Source organism: Vibrio sp. MOR3 (assembly GCF_001557775.1).
GTDB classification, from domain to species: Bacteria; Pseudomonadota; Gammaproteobacteria; order Enterobacterales; family Vibrionaceae; genus Vibrio; species Vibrio jasicida.
On the sequence record NZ_LNRD01000004.1, the window covers coordinates 145,528 to 159,528 of the forward strand.

At 44.6% G+C, this 14,001-nt stretch carries 13 protein-coding genes; 8 read left to right on the top strand and 5 right to left on the bottom strand.

Annotated elements, in window-relative coordinates; all coding sequences use genetic code 11:
• Positions 1-305: 305 nt before the first annotated feature.
• Positions 306-2,357, top strand: a complete 2,052-nt coding sequence (locus ATB76_RS10430) for a glycoside hydrolase family 3 N-terminal domain-containing protein (protein ID WP_061035138.1) — start codon at positions 306-308, stop codon at positions 2,355-2,357.
• A 67-nt stretch (positions 2,358-2,424) separates the two neighbouring features.
• Positions 2,425-2,820, top strand: a complete 396-nt coding sequence (locus tag ATB76_RS10435; RefSeq protein WP_038871521.1) for a hypothetical protein — start codon at positions 2,425-2,427, stop codon at positions 2,818-2,820.
• Positions 2,821-2,870: 50 nt separating this feature from the next.
• Here ATB76_RS10435 and ATB76_RS10440 read toward each other — a convergent pair whose 3' ends face one another.
• Positions 2,871-3,488: a TetR/AcrR family transcriptional regulator gene (locus tag ATB76_RS10440; protein WP_038871524.1), complete on the bottom strand. Its 618-nt coding sequence runs from the start codon at positions 3,486-3,488 to the stop codon at positions 2,871-2,873.
• A gap of 126 nt (positions 3,489-3,614) precedes the next feature.
• Positions 3,615-4,523 (bottom strand): carbamate kinase, encoded by a 909-nt coding sequence (gene arcC, locus ATB76_RS10445; protein WP_038871527.1) that lies wholly within the window; start codon positions 4,521-4,523, stop codon positions 3,615-3,617.
• Between the two features lie 406 nt (positions 4,524-4,929).
• Here arcC and ATB76_RS10450 point away from each other — a divergent pair, with 406 nt between their 5' ends.
• The 5 genes from ATB76_RS10450 to ATB76_RS28140 all read left to right on the top strand — a co-directional run bounded on the left by ATB76_RS10450 (position 4,930) and on the right by ATB76_RS28140 (position 10,606).
• The gene (locus tag ATB76_RS10450) at positions 4,930-6,333 is read left to right on the top strand and encodes an APC family permease (protein WP_038871529.1); all 1,404 of its coding nucleotides are present in this window, start codon (positions 4,930-4,932) and stop codon (positions 6,331-6,333) included.
• A 14-nt stretch (positions 6,334-6,347) separates the two neighbouring features.
• Positions 6,348-7,439 (top strand): agmatine deiminase, encoded by a 1,092-nt coding sequence (aguA, locus tag ATB76_RS10455; RefSeq protein WP_038871530.1) that lies wholly within the window; start codon positions 6,348-6,350, stop codon positions 7,437-7,439.
• A 75-nt stretch (positions 7,440-7,514) separates the two neighbouring features.
• Positions 7,515-8,561, top strand: coding sequence for an ornithine carbamoyltransferase (gene argF, locus ATB76_RS10460; RefSeq protein ID WP_061035139.1), 1,047 nt, complete (start codon positions 7,515-7,517; stop codon positions 8,559-8,561).
• A 143-nt stretch (positions 8,562-8,704) separates the two neighbouring features.
• Positions 8,705-9,982 (top strand): RidA family protein, encoded by a 1,278-nt coding sequence (locus ATB76_RS10465; protein WP_061035140.1) that lies wholly within the window; start codon positions 8,705-8,707, stop codon positions 9,980-9,982.
• Positions 9,983-10,429: 447 nt separating this feature from the next.
• Entirely contained in the window at positions 10,430-10,606 is a 177-nt protein-coding gene (locus ATB76_RS28140) for a hypothetical protein (RefSeq protein ID WP_155647550.1), read from the top strand.
• 88 nt (positions 10,607-10,694) lie between these two features.
• Here ATB76_RS28140 and ATB76_RS10470 read toward each other — a convergent pair whose 3' ends face one another.
• Genes ATB76_RS10470 through ATB76_RS10480 form a run of 3 tightly spaced genes read right to left on the bottom strand, consistent with a single transcriptional unit; the run spans position 10,695 to position 12,974 of the window.
• Positions 10,695-11,012, bottom strand: coding sequence for a DUF202 domain-containing protein (locus ATB76_RS10470; RefSeq protein WP_042600264.1), 318 nt, complete (start codon positions 11,010-11,012; stop codon positions 10,695-10,697).
• A complete protein-coding gene (locus tag ATB76_RS10475; RefSeq protein WP_038880303.1) occupies positions 10,996-11,352 on the bottom strand; it encodes a DUF202 domain-containing protein in 357 nt (118 codons plus the stop codon). Before ATB76_RS10475 ends, ATB76_RS10470 begins: the two co-directional genes overlap by 17 nt.
• A gap of 50 nt (positions 11,353-11,402) precedes the next feature.
• Positions 11,403-12,974 carry a sulfatase-like hydrolase/transferase gene (locus ATB76_RS10480; protein ID WP_230677719.1) on the bottom strand — a complete coding sequence of 524 codons (1,572 nt, stop codon included), beginning with the start codon at positions 12,972-12,974 and terminating at the stop codon, positions 11,403-11,405.
• 137 nt (positions 12,975-13,111) lie between these two features.
• On the opposite strand from ATB76_RS10480, the gene ATB76_RS10485 reads away from it, so the two are divergent.
• A complete protein-coding gene (locus tag ATB76_RS10485) occupies positions 13,112-13,924 on the top strand; it encodes an AraC family transcriptional regulator (RefSeq protein ID WP_017448224.1) in 813 nt (270 codons plus the stop codon).
• The last annotated feature ends 77 nt before the right edge of the window (positions 13,925-14,001 follow it).

Sequence of the window (14,001 nt, forward strand, 5' to 3'; positions counted from 1 at the left end):
TTTCTCACCTGGTAATAATTTTGGAGTAAACAATAACAGCCATAGCGTTACATAGAATTTGGAAGCGACATAACATAAACATAAAGCACTGATTTTAAAGAGATTAAATAAAAACAAACAGGCTACAAAATCAAGCTCACATTTAATTTGGTCAACCTATTTTTAATTATATATTGAGTTTAATCACCTAATTAAAAAATATGGTGATCCAAATCTTTAGTTTAATTAATTTTGGTTAACCAAAGCATCGCTAATTACTAATATTGGTCTTGAACAAACAACTATACCAACATTAGGACAGCGACATGAAACGTCTTACCCAACTCACTCCTATCGCAGTGGCGCTTGTTCTCGCAGGGTGTAATTCATCCGACGATGACAGCAACTATGTTCAACCAGAAGTCTTCTCTCGAGTGCACGACGTGCTCAGCGTTGATGGTTATCAATTTAGAGACTCCAATGGCAACGGGACGTTAGAACCGTTCGAGGATTGGCGTCTAACACCGGTAGAGCGTGCCGCCGATCTTGTTAGCCGAATGACGCTTGAAGAGAAAGCCGGCATGATGCTTATCGACACACTCAACTCCGGTGAAGGCGGTGTCGTGACAAGCAAAGGTCAGGACATGATCGCCGATGCTCAAATGACCCGTTTTATCTTCCGTAACAGCGTGGTGGAAACACCAGAAAACGCACCAAACTGCGACAGCGGACGCTCAGGCTGCCAGATTTCGCCTAAAGAAGCCGCAACCTTTATGAACAGCGTTCAAGAGCTGAGAGAGAAAACCCGAATGGGTATCCCAGCGCTATTTAAGTCCAATGCACGTAACCATATCGACCCATCTGCAAAAGCGGGTATCAACGTCTCTTCGGGTGCATTCTCGGCTTGGCCAAAAGAAGCTGGACTTGCAGCCACTCGCGATATGGCGCTGATTGAAGAGTTTGCGGGCATCATGAATGAAGAATGGTCATCGATTGGTTTACGCAGTATGTATGGCTACATGATGGACTTGGCGACAGAGCCTCGTTGGTACCGCGTACATGAAACCTTTACAGAAGACGCGGATCTTGCGGCAGATATCATGCGCTCTTTGATCAACGGTCTACAAGGTGGTGGAGCCATTGACCAAGACAGCATAGCCCTAACGATCAAACACTTCCCTGGTGGTGGTCCTCAAGAAAACGGCGGTGACCCTCACTACGACTTTGGGCAAAACCAAGTCTATCCAAAAGACAACTTTGACTACCACCTGATCCCGTTTATTGCCGCGATTGATGCTGGCGCCTCTTCGATCATGCCTTATTACGGCATACCAGTAGATCAAAAGTGGATGCCAAACGATGTAGGCATGTCCTTCTCTAAAGGCATTGTGACCGATCTGCTGCGTGGTGAGCTGGGCTATACCGGCAACGTCAACTCCGATACCGGTATCATCGGCGACCGTGCATGGGGTGTGGAAGATAAAACCATCGACGAGCAAGTTGCGATGGTAATCGAAGCTGGCGTCGACGTTCTCTCTGGCTTTAACGATAAAGACGTCATCGTAAATCTGGTCAACAAAGGACTGATTGACGAAGAGCGTGTCGATCTTTCAGTGACTCGCTTAGTCAAAGAGCAGTTCCAACTTGGTTTGTTTGAGAACACGTATGTGGACGTCGATAAAGCCCAAGAAATCTTAGGCAACGCCGAACATCAAGAACGTGCAGACTACGCTCAGAAGAAATCCGTGGTCCTGCTGCAAAACACAGACAAGACATTGCCTCTAGCCAAACCAAACGCCGACAAAGCAGTTTCGCTCTATGTGATGGGTATGGATGAAACCATCGCTGGTGACGAGCGTTTTGGCTTTGATGTAACGTCTGGTGATTATGAAGATGGCAAAGCTCGCCCACCAGTACCAGCAGGCACTGATTACGCCGTTATTCGCGTTCGCGTCTCCAATGAAGGTGCGGATCCTGAGCTTATCTTTGGTGGTGCAAACCCAGATGAACTCGACTTGTTAGCATTCAGCCAAATGGCAACCGCAGCATCTTGGAAAATTGAGCCAAGTCTGACCGATATCCAAGCCGTCATGAATGAAATTGGCGCACAGAAGACCGTGCTTTCAATTAACTTCCGTCAACCGTTTGTACTGGATGACGCAAGTAACATGAAAAAATCGGGCGCAATCTTAGCCACCTTCGGTGTATCAGACAGCAACTTAATGGAAGTCCTTTCTGGCAACTTCGCTCCTCAAGGCAAGCTTCCATTTGCACTGGCAAACAGCGCGCAAGCGATTTTGAACCAGCACTCTGACTACCCAGGTTATGACGACGCAGACACCTTGTACGAATTCGGTCACGGCCTAAGTTACGAATAACCTTTTATCCACCGAACTAGGCAGTGTCTCGGCGCTGCCTTTGTTGGATCTACTTGAGGAATAAACCATGGAACACATACTGCAGTTAGACTGGGTTGACCAAAGCATTCCCCATAAAGTTTGGGTTGAACAATACTACGACGGCTGCCGCATTTGCCTAAAGGTCGTCAAGGATGTTGAGCCAGAAATGCTCTCATTGATTGTGCCCAACATTGATGTGAAAAACGTTCGTCAGGCATGGCAAGGTAAAGCTATCAACGTTACACCCGCTTATGATGATGGCGTCCTTTTCACTCAAACCCGTTCGCTGTTCAACCTTCCTCATGGTTGCGTCATTTGGGCCGTCACTCATATCAAGATGCAAAATGGTTTGAAGATGTCTGCTGACAAGCTCTGTTTTGTACCGAAACATTCAAAGCAAGATTCTCGCTTTCAACAAGAACATCACGCTGAGGCATGTTAAACCAATAAGGTCAGCCCAGCAGCTGACCTTGTGTTTATCTGTGCTTTGCTTCAGTACGGATGAAAATCAACCTTTTGACAAATTGGCGGGATGTAAAGCTGAAGATAGGACTCAGATAGGCGAAGGGCTTCTTTAGCCAGTTCTGGGGTGATGTAGCCATATTTGCGGTACGAGAGAGAGTAGATTTTGTCGGCAACTTGCAGGGATATAGCAAAAATATTAATCGGTTGAGGTAGCTGAGGAATGTCGAAGAACTGGCGATAAATCATCTCAACTTGATACCCTAATTCAAGATCATGCTCTGTATCTGCGTGACCTAACTCTGCAAACGTATGTCGACCCAATATCAATTTTTTGGCAATAGGATTGTTATTATAATAATTCACATAAGCCGTTTCTATCATTCGATTAATATCGCTCCAATGGACAATCTTTTCTTCATCAATACACTGCTCGAGTAATAAATCAAAATCAGAGAAAACATTTTCCAATAAGTTATGAAATAAGTTTTCTATATTTGGATAATGATGATAAACCGTTGACGTTGCCATTCCGCATTCTTTAGCAACGTCGTACATCGAAATATCCGTCGCTTCTCGCCTCTCCATCAAACGGACAACTGCTTCGTTAATTTTCAACAATTTTGTTTCTGTACTAACTTTTCGCATCGTGATGTTGTCCTTCCAAATTTTAATTAAAACCTAATATATAAGGTCACACTATCAATGTCCGCCAAAAACGACCGTAACTTTGACATGCGACCTTATTGATTTGTAAATTAACTTATTTGCATATTATGGTTGTATATGTGTACCAGACTTCCCTTCAATGATTTCTAACGCAAAAGATAAATCACCTATATGACCACTTTGTCCTGTTTTTTCAACAAACTGGCAGCATGCGTCGACTTTCGGTCCCATCGATCCTGCAGGGAAAGAATATTGCTTCATTTGCTCAATGGTCACATTCTTTAGCTTTTGCTCTTGTGGTGTTCCCCAGTTGAGACAAACGTGGGTGCCATCTGTCAGAATCAGCAAATGCTCCGCCCCAATTTGTTCTGCAATTAGTGCCGCAGTCATGTCCTTATCAATAACCGCTTCAAAACCGACATACGCCCCGTCTTTTTCGATTACTGGAGCACCGCCGCCGCCACCACAAATGATCAAGTGTTCTTTTTCGAGTAAGTCTTTGATTGCTTTGATTTCTAAGATCTCTTGTGGCTTAGGAGAAGGGACGACACGACGCCAATGCGCACCATCAGGTTTCACAACCCAGTGATTTTCCTCGGCAAGTTGTTTTGCTTGATCCTCAGTGTAAACAGGGCCAATGAACTTAGAAGGGTCCACAACGGCAGGGTCGTTTTCATCGACGACAATTCGCGTAAGTATCGTCGTCGTGTAACGATCTTCAATTGCAGCATTGAGACCTTGCTGAATCAAATACCCAATCATGCCTTGTGTTTCTGCGCCAAGCACATCAAATGGATAGGGAGGGCAATCTTTATAAGCGTTGTTTTGTAGGGAAAGTAAGCCGACTTGAGGACCATTACCATGCACAATGACTAAACGGTAGTTTTTACTCAATTCAGCCAGTGAACTCGCCGTCTGCGCAATGCTTTTTTGTTGATTCTCGCAGCTCATGATCTCACCACGCTGCAATAAAGCATTCCCTCCAACAGCAACAACAATAATCGGTTTTGACATATCGAAATCTCCAAATATAAATAAATGATGTCAGATTAGACTGGCCTAACTGTATTTAATTGGAATTTTATGGTTGGAGATAAAAATCACAGTTCAATTCCTATTCAATAATTGGCATAGAAAATGAAGTTGACGTCACGTAATTTTCATTATTAATCGTTTAAAAACCGATATGTGATCTCGAATGTGTTTTTAGATTTTTAATGAGTAAGAAAATTCTGAAATTAATAAATTGATCAAGAACAACTATTTTGCGATTAGTGTTTTTTTCCTCATAAAATGTCTAGGTTCTTTTAATTTTCCCCGCAATTCGTTTCCTCAATACCGATATTAAGTTCATATCAAAGTTCGTTACATAAATTTCACTTCTAATAATTGCCATATTCAGTAGTTAAGGAGCGAAACAATGAGTAACGAAACTCAAGGAAAAATGGGGGTCATGAGTATTGCGCTATTTACGTTATGTGCAGTACTGGTGGTCGACACACTCACCGCATCCGCAAGTATAGGGGTCAGCTCGATCGGTTGGTGGGTTGTAATGCTGATTTTTTTTGTTATTCCCTATGGGTTCATCACTTCTGAGTTAAGCACAACTTACCCAGGCGACGGTGGTATCTATGACTGGGTAAAAGAAGCCTTCAATTTCAAATGGGCCGTACGCACAACTTGGTTTTATTGGATTAACGTCGGTCTATGGATGCCAGCGGTATACATCATGTTTGCAGGCATGTTTGCCGAGCTATTCATGCCAGATCTATCTTTGTGGGGCCAAATAGCGATTTGCATAGCGCTGACTTGGTTCACCGTATGGATTTGCAACGTATCGGCAGACATTGGCGTTTGGGTCACGAATGTAGGCGCCATCCTAAAAATCTTAGTGATCGGCACGTTAGGTGTAGGGGGCTTTGTTTACGCAATGAAACATGGCGTCGCAAACGAATTTTCTTTGTCTGCCATGGTGCCAACTCTCGACTCAGCGGTTGCGTTTCTTCCTGCTATTGTCTTCAACCTAATGGGTTTCGAATTGGTTGCAACCATGACGAAAGAGATGAAGGACGTGCGTGATATGCCAAAAGCCGTATTCCTTTCTATTGGTATCACTGCGTTCCTCTACATCTTCGGCACGATTGGCATTCTGATGGCGTTACCTGTTGAAAGCATCGGTCTGGTCGCTGGGTTAATCGACACATTTAAAACCTTATTTGGTGATGGTCCATTAGGCAATGCCATGGTGTATTTCTTTGGTGTCTGTGCACTATTAACGCTCATCGGCAACATGGTGAGTTGGACAATGGGTGCAAGTCGCGCTGCTGCCGAAGCCGCTCAAGAAGGTGAACTACCAGCCGCTGTAGCAAAAATGTCGGACAAAGGCTCTCCAGTAGGTGCGAACAATATCACTGGCACGGTTTCTACCGTTGTGATCTTGTCATACGCCCTATTCGCTCAAGGTAATGACGACTTGTTTTGGTCCATCTTCGCCTTTTCAAGCTGCATTTTCTTATTGCCTTATCTGTTCATGTTCCCTGCATACCTAAAATTGCGCCTCGTGGATGGCGACCGTGAGCGCCCATTCAAAGTTCCGGGTGGCATGGGTACGCAATACGTCATCTCAATTGTGTGTTTCTTGGTAATCCTTCAAGCCGTGGTGCTCTTCATCTTCCCAGAAGCACTTGACCTCACCGTCGCAGACTGGAATTACACAGCGCCAGTGCTCATCGGAGTTATCGCGACAATCTTGATTGGTGAATGGATTTTACTGGGCGCATTGAAACGCAAAAACCAACAAACGGAACAACAAGCTGAAGCGTAATTCAGGAGATTGATATGAAAAAGCTATTACAAACCACACCAAAACAAGACGGCTTCAGAATGCCTGCCGAGCAAGAGCCTCATAGCGAAATCTGGATGGCTTGGCCAGAACGCACTGACAACTGGCGAAACGGAGCAAAACCGGCACAAAAAGTGTTCGCTGAAGTGGCAAAGCAAATCAACCAAACCACTCCCGTCACCATGCTGGTAAGTGCGGATCAGTACGACAATGCCGTATCTCGTTTACCTGACGATATCCGCGTGCTTGAAGTATCAACCGATGACTCTTGGATGCGCGACATCGGCGCAAGCTATGTCGTGAATGATGAGGGTGAACGTCGCGGTGTCGACTGGGAATTCAATGCTTGGGGCGGCTTTGTCGATGGCCTTTACTGGCCTTGGAAACGCGATGACCAAGTCGCACAGAAAATGTGTGAAATTACCGCTGATTCTCGTTATAGAGCGCCAATTGTACTTGAAGGAGGCTCCATACACATCGATGGCGACGGCACTTTATACACCACAGAAGAGTGTCTGCTGGACGAGAGTCGTAACCCAGATCTAAACAAAGAAGAGTTGAGTAAAGTTCTTCGTGAACATCTCAATATAGAGAAAATTGTTTGGTTGCCTCGTGGCTTATATAACGACGAAACCAATGGTCACGTCGATAACATTCTCCACATCGTTAAGCCCGGAGAAGTGGTACTGACTTGGTGCGACGACCCAAATGATCCGCAATACGAAATCAGTCGAGAAGCCTACGACTGCCTGACAAATCAAAGAGACGCGAAAGACCGCAAAATCAAAGTCCATAAGCTGCCAATGCCAGGTCCTTTGTACATGGCAAAAGAAGAAGCAGCAGGGATTGATATTGCAGAAGGGATGGAGCGTGAAGCCGGAGAGCGTCTAGCCGCCTCATACGCGAACTATCTCATCACGAACAACCAGATTGTTCTACCTCTACTCGATAAGCGATACGACGCAGAGGTGATTGCGCTCTTAGAGGAGCTCTACCCAGGCTATGAAGTAAACGGTGTTCCTGCTCGTGAGATTTTGCTCGGTGGCGGCAATATCCACTGCATTACTCAACAAGTACCTCAAGTTTAAATCCATACGAATCCAACGACTCAAAATAAAAGGGGCGAGCTTAGGTAAGCCCCAAATGAAAATAGGAATATGATTATGAAATTACCTTCTTCAAGTGCAACTGACCTACACAAAGCAAACATTGAGCATATGGTGTCTATGAAAGATTTCTCAGTCCGAGAAATGGACAACATGATGGAATTGATGAGCTACCTAAAACAGGCGCGTAAAGACAATGCAGTCCCACAACTGTTCAAAGGAAAGTCAGTCGGGATGATTTTCGAAGCCGGCTCGACTCGCACACGCGTTTCATTTGAAGTTGCCGCAACGCTACTTGGTGGTCACGCTTTGTTCTTATCGCCAAAAGACATCCATCTTGGTGGCAAAGAGTCGATTGATGACACCTCACGCGTGTTATCACGCATGTGTGATGTGATCATGGCTCGCACTAACAGTCCTGAAACGCTAGATGGTCTGTTAAACATGTCTACCGTACCGGTTATTAATGGTCTAGATACCCGTTTCCATCCAACACAAATGCTGGCTGACTTATTTACTATTCGTGAGCACATCACTGATGGTCGCCAGCTTAATGAACTGACGTTGGCATTCATGGGTGACGCTACCGATGTATGTCGTTCATTGATGCTAACTTGTGCGAAATACGGCATGGGCTTTAAGCAAATTGGTCCGGTTAAATACCACATGGAACCAGAATGGGTTGAGCTTGCAGAATCGTTCTGCAAAGAGTCTGGCGGTCATATCGAGATCACCGATGATGTAGAGCGAATCAGTGATTGTGATGTGGTCTACGGCGACAGCTTCTACTGGGTCACTCAAATGGATGAGAAAGAAGAGCGCTTGGCTGCCTTCATGCCCGACTACGTGATCACGGAAGAACTTATGGCAAAAGCGAAGCCAAGTGCCATGCTTCTGCACTGCTTACCTGCAAACGACAAAGAGGAAGTCACTCGCGGTGCGCTAGAAAGTGAGTACTCTGTGGCATTCGACGAAGCAGAGAACCGCCTAACAGCGCAAATGGCCATATTGGTTTACTTCACCCATAAAGATGCCATCACGCCAAGCGAAGAAACCATCAAGCGCCACGAAGACAAAATCCTGACCTTCCTCAGCACCCTATAACGATCTCATTCACTAACTAACGTTTTTATTCGGCACACATAGCCAGACTTGCCTCTGTTTTGAGCGGTTGGTCTGGCTATCTATTGCCTGTATCAGCGTACCCACAGCGTTCCTACAGCAGCCAGAATTGGAGAACATTCGAAATGCACGGCGAAATCATCAAAGTATCTAGAAATACAGAAAATGCACCAATCAACGACGGCTCAACTCAATCGGTAGCTTTCTCCCATTACAACAATATCTCAGCGCAACTGCCGATTGACCCAAAAAGCCAAAAGTTAGTGGAAGGGGGCATCAAAGAGCAAACTAAGCAATGCTTAAGCAATATTAGGTCTATCGTGGATAGCATCGAGCACAGCTTAAATGACGTCGTTAAAATCACGATTTATCTTAAATCTATGACCGATCTGGATGCTGTCGATGAGGTTTATAAACAATACTTCATCAGCCACCTTCCAACTCGAACCGTAATTGCCGTTGCTGCACTGCCTTTGGAAGGCGCTTTGGTTCAAATCGACGCGCTCATTTCGAACGGTGAAGGTACACACCCTCAAGAACCTTGCGAGCTGATCAAGTTGGTAAGAAACACAGCAAAAGCCCCAACCAGTTTGCTGTCGAGCCAAAGTGTTGCGTTCTCACATTACAACCACATTTCAGCTCAACTGCCAATCGAACCAGAAACAGGCAATATTGCTGAAGGCGGAATCAAAGCGCAAACTCGACAATGTCTGAAAAACATCAAGAGCATACTGAATAGTATTGATGTCCCTTTTGATGACATTGTTAAACTCAATATCCATCTGAGAAATCTCGACGACGCCTTTGCTGTCAATCAAGTCTACAGCACATTTTTTCCAGACTCGGCGATAGCAAGAAGCGTTGCCTACGTGCCCGCTCGTACTGTCATCAAAGCTGAGGGGTTACCAATGGACGCCTTAGTGCAAATAGACGCGACGGTTTCTCATGGGGACGGAACGCCACCACAAGCCGTTGAAGATAGACATGGGATTGTGATTCGCGCCCACAACACAGAGGCGGCACCAATCAGCAAGTTCTCAACTCAAACTGTCGCTTTCTCGCATTACAATAACGTTTCTGCACAACTGCCAATCCATCCGCCGAGTGGCGAAGTCATTGCTAATGACGTAGGCGAGCAAACCATGCAATGCCTCGACAACATCAAAGCCATCATCAAAAGCGTGCACCATGTAATGGACGACATCGTGAAACTGAATATTCAGCTAAAAGATATCAGCGACTTGCAAGTTGTGGAGGATATTTTAGCAAGCTACTTTGATAAAGAGCTTCCAGCGTGCACTGTTATCGGTGTATCAGAAATCTTTATGGACGCCTCAATCCAAATAGACGCTATTGTTTCTAATGGTGAAGGCACATTTCCAAAAGAAGAGCTTAGCTACTGAGCCTCATAAACTTATCAAGAGAGAAGGTCAGCTCTACAGCTGACCTTGTTTTTATCTGTGCTTCACTTGCCTGACATATTGCCAAAACCCAACACTTCAATACTCACCTATAAACAGACCAAATACTCCAACAATTTTGCGCGAAATGAAGACAAATATCTTTGTGATGTGCCTTCTAAAAGAAGCTGCAAAATTATGGCGTGATACAGCAAAGCATCAAGTATAAAACGACGCTTCAAATCTCTCCTTTTCTTTTGAAATCAGACTTCTAATGAAAATGCGAGAATAACCCTCACTCCGCCCTCTGTCAGAGCTTTGTCAAGACAGAGAACACACTCTTATCCTCACATAAAACCTTCACATCACGGTCATAATCTAGGGTCTAAAATTACCTTTGAACTCGTGTCTACGGACGAAATTTTCAATCGTTAGTTGTGGGAGGTTGCTATGGAAAAGTACTGTCCAATATGTCAAACAGAGTTGCTCGATAGAAGTCACTATCTTATCTGTCCTAGAAACAATATTGGCGAATGCGCGTATGATGGCTACGAGGATCACCACAACCATTGCTGTCATGAAGTGGGCGAAAACACCCATGAAAAAGAATTGGTCGCTTTAGATTAAACAAATCAAACAGCGACGAAGCATAAAAATGCCACTCAATGTTGAGTGGCATTTTTGATTGTCTTCAACATCGAAAGGACAGCAAAGGTTAGACCAACTCAAGCAAGTGGAACCCATAAAAAAACGCCGATAAAACTAAAGAAGTGGCAATCACTTTATGCCTTCCCGCTTTCCAACTGGTTCCTTTAGTCGCGACACAAAGACCTGAAGCGTAAACATAACGGCAAGCTAAACAGGCACAAACTAAAGAAACTGCCAACAGCCAAGAAACTGAGCCATGCAATATCTTAGCAATCGACAGCACGATCAAAACCGACACAAACAGAGTACGCAGCCAAGATAAAACCGTTCTTTCAACTTGCAGACCGGCATCGCTTTTTAAATGGGTCTCATCTAATAAAGACATCGTGATAAATGCTGCTCAATAAGAAGGTAATCACCACCACCATTAAGATCGGAATTACTTTAATAGCATGGGAATAAGACAGGTTGCTGTTTAACCGCATTGCGATTTCATTTCCTCGCCAATTTGCATAGGCAAAAATCGAGCAAAGAATAGAAATCGTCAGTAAAGATAAACAAATGAGTGGCTTATATAAAGTATCGTTAAGACTTGTGGCTAATTGGTCCACAGCAATAGCCGCCGTAAAAAAGCCGAGCGCAGTACGAACCCATGCCAAAAAAGTTCGCTCATTGGCAAGCGTAAAACGATAGTCGGGGTCTTCCCCCTTTTTTTTCCAAGACATATTCAAAACATCAGAGAGAGTGGGCATTTATCCCCACTCTCTTAGCTCATTTATTGTGGTTTCAACATTTGCATATCGCCACCAACCGTCGGCAAGTAGCGGGCGTTATGCAGGCGATAAGAAGACCAGTAACCAGACCAACGTGGATCAGATTGCAGCAACTGAGCCGCTTGTAGCACAATGGTTTCTTTATGGACTCGATACTCTTCCAAATCGAACAAATTCGACTGATCGTCTTTATCCAAATGGTGTAATTCTTCAAAGCCCGTGGTGGCGTTGTAGCCGTAGAAATATGGTTTACCTTCTAGCGTCACCTGAAAACCAAAGCCGTAATTACACCCAACATGTACACCCGTTTGGTAAACCTGAGTCAATGGGCGGCGAGCCTTACCTTGCATCACATTCAGCAAGTTATCGCCTTCCATTTGTGATGGAATTTCAATACCTGCAAATCCAAGGATAGTTGGCGCTACATCAATTGCAGAAACGCTCTCATCGGATTGTTTCAACATGGTTTGCTGAGATTTAGGAGGCTTGATCATCAATGGAATACGGAAAATATCTGGCTGGAAGTAAGAGCCTTTATCCGCCATAGCCATACGACCATTCATATCACCATGATCAGCAGAAAACACAATCGCAGTTTCATCCCATAACCCTTCTTCTTTGAGGAAGTGGTTTAAATGACCGATAGCATGATCAACCACCTCAACTTGCAGTAAATGACAAGCAATATAGTCCTTCGCCACTTCGGCGTCATACATCCCCCAATATTGCTGATAGAGCGCATAAATTGGGTTATCCTTTTCCTGCATGGTAAAACTATCAGGCAAGGTAATAGCGGCTTTGATTTGCTCGTAGCGTTCCTCTAAACCACTTGGCACAGAATAAGGCTGATGAGGGTCGAAGAATTCTAATTGAGTGAAAATTGGCTTAGCTGGCGCTTGGATTTTCGATGCTTTTATTTGCTCCACAGCCAACTTCGCCAAGAACACTGAGTAATGTGCATCTAACGGGAAATCACTGCCATCTTGCTGTTCAATCCAACCGCCAAATGAATTGGCAGGAGACAACTTATCAATCTGTAAACCACGGAGCTCTTTGCGATATTTTGGTAACTGTACGCCCATATTCGCGAGGTATGCTAAGTAGCGGTCATCGTCTTCTACTGGTGGTCCCCAGCGATCCCAAGCATGCACGTTTTCACCAAAGGTACGAACGAATTTCTCTACACCAACGTGACATTTACCTGAATGTTTGAGGGAGTAACCGACACGTTTTAGGTAGTCTTGGAAAATGATGTCGTCGAGCTCGAGATCCACCTTCATTCCTACAGGCGTACGTTCACCGTTTGAAAGATAGGGAGGGTGCATGCCAGTAAAAATAGCGGCCCTTGCCGGACCGCATAAAGGGCTGGGAGTAAATGCCGAACTAAATGAAGTACCTTCCGTGGCAATGGACTCGATGTTTGGCGTATTGATCACGCCAGAAAGCGGACGTTGGGGGTGATAACAATCCGCAGAAATCATATCGACAGTAATGAACACGATATTGGGCTGTTGTTGGTCATTTCTACAGAAAGCGCCCTTTCTCTCTTTAGGGTTTAAGAAATCAGAAATCATCTAGGCCTCAAAAAATATGCAAAGGTGATAGAGCTCTATTATTCAAGCCTTATCACGGACTACTGATTCCTAAAGTTAATCGTGATTGGTACTATAAACCATAGTAAAAATCCCTATTAAATGTAAAAAGCGAAACAATGAAAAATCAGCCGCTCCTCATCGAAGAATCCGCAGATTCATGTGGCATTACTCTACGCTCAATGTGGGATGTACATGCCGACATAAACTACCATATCAAATGGCCAAGAGACCGCATGTTGCCTATGCTGCCAAATGCCATTGTGGCGGTATACACCATCCAAGGCAGTGGGTGCATCAAGATGAAGAGCGGGAAAATTCTCACGGTTTCCGCACCAAGTGTGACCTTCATTGACAGCAGAAACATCGATAGCTACTGGACAAATGGAATCGTTTGGAACTTAAACTGGTTCGAGTTTTTAATGCAGGGTGTTACTCCGATTCCTTTTGAAGAACCTATTGCGTTGAAGAACGACGACTACCCAAGCATTCTGTCTGAAGTCAAGGAACTCATTGCGTCTAAATCACCAATAAAACTCAATGCAGCGGTCGCAGGCTTTGGGTTTGTTTTTTATAAATGGCTCACCTTAATTGACCAATCGAAATCCATGACCAACCAAGAAAAGACGGTGCATGAGATTGTGGCAAAAATGAGCGAGAACATCGGTGAGAATATCGCCATAAAACAGTTTGCGCAGGAAGCGGGCTACACAGAACAATATCTAAGAAAACTCTTCCTTAAATACCTTAACGTGTCCCCAAAACAGTATTACTTAAAGCTGAAACTCGATGCCAGTATGATGATGCTCAAGCGCTCTGGAACTAATGTAAAGCGAGTCGCCTTCGAACTCGGCTTCAACGACAGCTTCCATTTTAGTCGCGCCTTTAAAAAGCAGTTTGGTGTTTGCCCATCAAAAGCAAATGACCTCTGATGGGCAAAGTTTTTGCAGAATATTAGGCCGTAATCGCGCATGGCTAGCGGCTAGTTGTGAATGTTTAGTAATCAAAG